Here is a 2279-nt window from a genome sequence, read left to right as displayed (position 1 = left end):
GACGCCATCCTGAAAACCGATAGCCTAAAAAGAAGGATCATCGTAGCCGATGAAAAAGCTGTAGCTGAATTAAAAGCAAAGGGAGTCGCCTATAATACGATTAAAGCATTTCAAGATTTCCCCCATGAAAACCTGAGTCTGCCTTTTATCATCAAAAAGAAGAGGGCCGCTACTTTGGATCAGTTTTATTTGATTAAGATCAGGTAGAGAGGTGTTAGCTATAAATCGACAAATGTAATGATGTTGTTGAGGTGTTGTTTTGATGGACTGTGTGACGGCCGCGTTAGGGATAGGAGCGGAAAGCCCGGAGCGTGCATGTGCCACTGCGCGCCAGGAAAGCGAGGACTTGCAGCGGATAGCCCGGCCCGTTAGCTAACGGGAACGCCCATATTTTAATTAAAAAGAACTATCAATTTATTTACAATTACGTCATTATAAAGAGCCAAGACAACGCCCTAAGGAAGCTCATTAATACCTAAAATCTAATTTAATTATTAATAATCTTAAACTATACAGAGCGGCCCTGTAAGTAGGGGATTGCTTCGTCGTTCCTCCTCGCAATGACGCCTTCTTTATTCGTTTTAAAACTAACAGTAAGGATTATTTCTGCAACGTTTGGTACTTATTCCCATTAGCCGGGTCAAGCTGTAAAAACAGGTTCATGGCCGTTAAGCGTTCCTGGTTATCGGCTTTGCTGTAAATGGAAACCAGCTCATCACTTTTTGCAGTATAAAATATAAGCGGAAGCATAGCGCCCACGCGCTGCCGGTCTATCTGCTGCAATAAAGGTAACAGTGCATCAATGGCTTTACGGCCTTTGCTTACATTATCAGCCATCAGGTCGAGCCCATTGCGGTGATAGTCGTACAGAAAACTGCGCAGTGGGTTATATACTTTGTTGTTCAGGTTTTCGGACAGCCAGTAGCGGTTTACGTTGCCGTCGAAAGCTTTCCAGCCGTTGTAAGAGGATGTTTGCGCATTGGTTACTATGGTTTGCGCGGCTAAGAAATAAGGCGTGCCACCAAATTTTGAAAAAGTATCATAATCCAGTCCAACAATAATATTGGCATAAAAAGCCATGATGGAGCTCAGGTTCCCCTGAAAGTTTTGATCGGTATAATCAATGGTTTGACCTTCAGTATAGCTAAAGCTGATGTCTTTATCATTAAGGTTTAACAGGGTAGAGGTGTAGGATGAGCCAAAGACTGCCCGGGATGATTGTACCTGCAGTTCGCCGGTAAAATTACTGCTGCCATCCCAATTGGTAATGTTCAGCACAAAATTGCAATCTATCCTTTCCTGCGGTAAAATCGGGTCGGCACTCCACTTACGGCCATTCAGAAAATCCTTCATGGCGGTTTCCAGGGTTTGGAAAACGCGTTTATTGCTCACCTGTATCTTAGGCGATACCACCTGTACACGTGCGTTCAGGTCCTGGGCCACGGCCCGGCAGCAAAGGAACATCAGCGCAGTGTAAAGCAGCAGTTTTTTCATCCGTTTATCAGTTGGGCAACTTTATTGCAAATATCGCGGGCTACAGCTTCCTTGCTTTTCAGGTCGAAAGTGGTTTGTTTGAGCTCACGATCAATAATGGTTATTTTATTGGTATCACCTGCAAAACCGGCACCCGCGTCATTAAGCGAATTTAGTACAATAAAATCAAGATTTTTCTTTTGCAGCTTGGTTATTGCATTCATTTCCTCGTCGTTGGTTTCCAGAGCAAAACCAACCAGTATTTGCCCTTCGTGTTTAGCCTCGCCAAGGGTTTTTAATATATCGGTGGTTTTCTTCAGTTCGATGGTAAGGGCACCTTCTTGTTTTTTGATCTTTTGGGTGGCTACATCGGCCGGGGTATAATCAGCCACGGCAGCGCTCATAATACAGGCTTTTACATCGGCATAAACAGCAAGGCAGGCCTCCAGCATTTGTGCTGCCGAAGTAACATTCACCCTTTTTATATTGTGCTGTTTACTGACCTCTGCCGTAGGCCCGGTCACCAAAGTAACATCGGCACCCATTAAAGCAAGCTCATCCGCGATAGCGAAACCCATTTTACCCGACGAGTGATTGCCGATAAACCTTACCGGGTCAATGGCTTCATAGGTTGGTCCGGCAGTTACCAGTATTTTATGACCGGCTAAAAGAAGTTTTTTTTTTGATTCAGTTTCCAAAAAAGCAACAATCTCTTCTGGCTCGGCCATCCGGCCTTCGCCGTACAGGCCGCTGGCCAGTTCGCCGTTGCCAGGTGGGATCATCATGTTACCAAATGATTGCAGCCT

General features: G+C 44.9%; 3 protein-coding genes. 1 reads left to right on the top strand and 2 read right to left on the bottom strand.

The window, feature by feature from the left end; genetic code table 11:
• The coding region (locus tag VF500_RS07695; RefSeq protein WP_330859115.1) for a hypothetical protein at positions 1-207 on the top strand (207 nt) is incomplete at its 5' end.
• 393 nt (positions 208-600) lie between these two features.
• Here the strand turns inward: VF500_RS07695 and VF500_RS07690 are convergent.
• Both VF500_RS07690 and coaBC read right to left on the bottom strand, forming a co-directional pair.
• Positions 601-1494 (bottom strand): DUF4835 family protein, encoded by an 894-nt coding sequence (locus VF500_RS07690; protein WP_330859114.1) that lies wholly within the window; start codon positions 1492-1494, stop codon positions 601-603.
• A partial coding sequence (gene coaBC, locus VF500_RS07685) for a bifunctional phosphopantothenoylcysteine decarboxylase/phosphopantothenate--cysteine ligase CoaBC (RefSeq protein WP_330859113.1) occupies positions 1491-2279 on the bottom strand: 789 nt, incomplete at its 5' end. The genes VF500_RS07690 and coaBC, both read right to left, overlap by 4 nt.

Source organism: Mucilaginibacter sp. (assembly GCF_036383575.1).
In the GTDB taxonomy this organism is placed as follows: domain Bacteria; phylum Bacteroidota; class Bacteroidia; order Sphingobacteriales; family Sphingobacteriaceae; genus Mucilaginibacter.
Note: the sequence above shows the minus strand (reverse complement) of the source record. Positions and strands in the feature narration are given on the sequence as shown.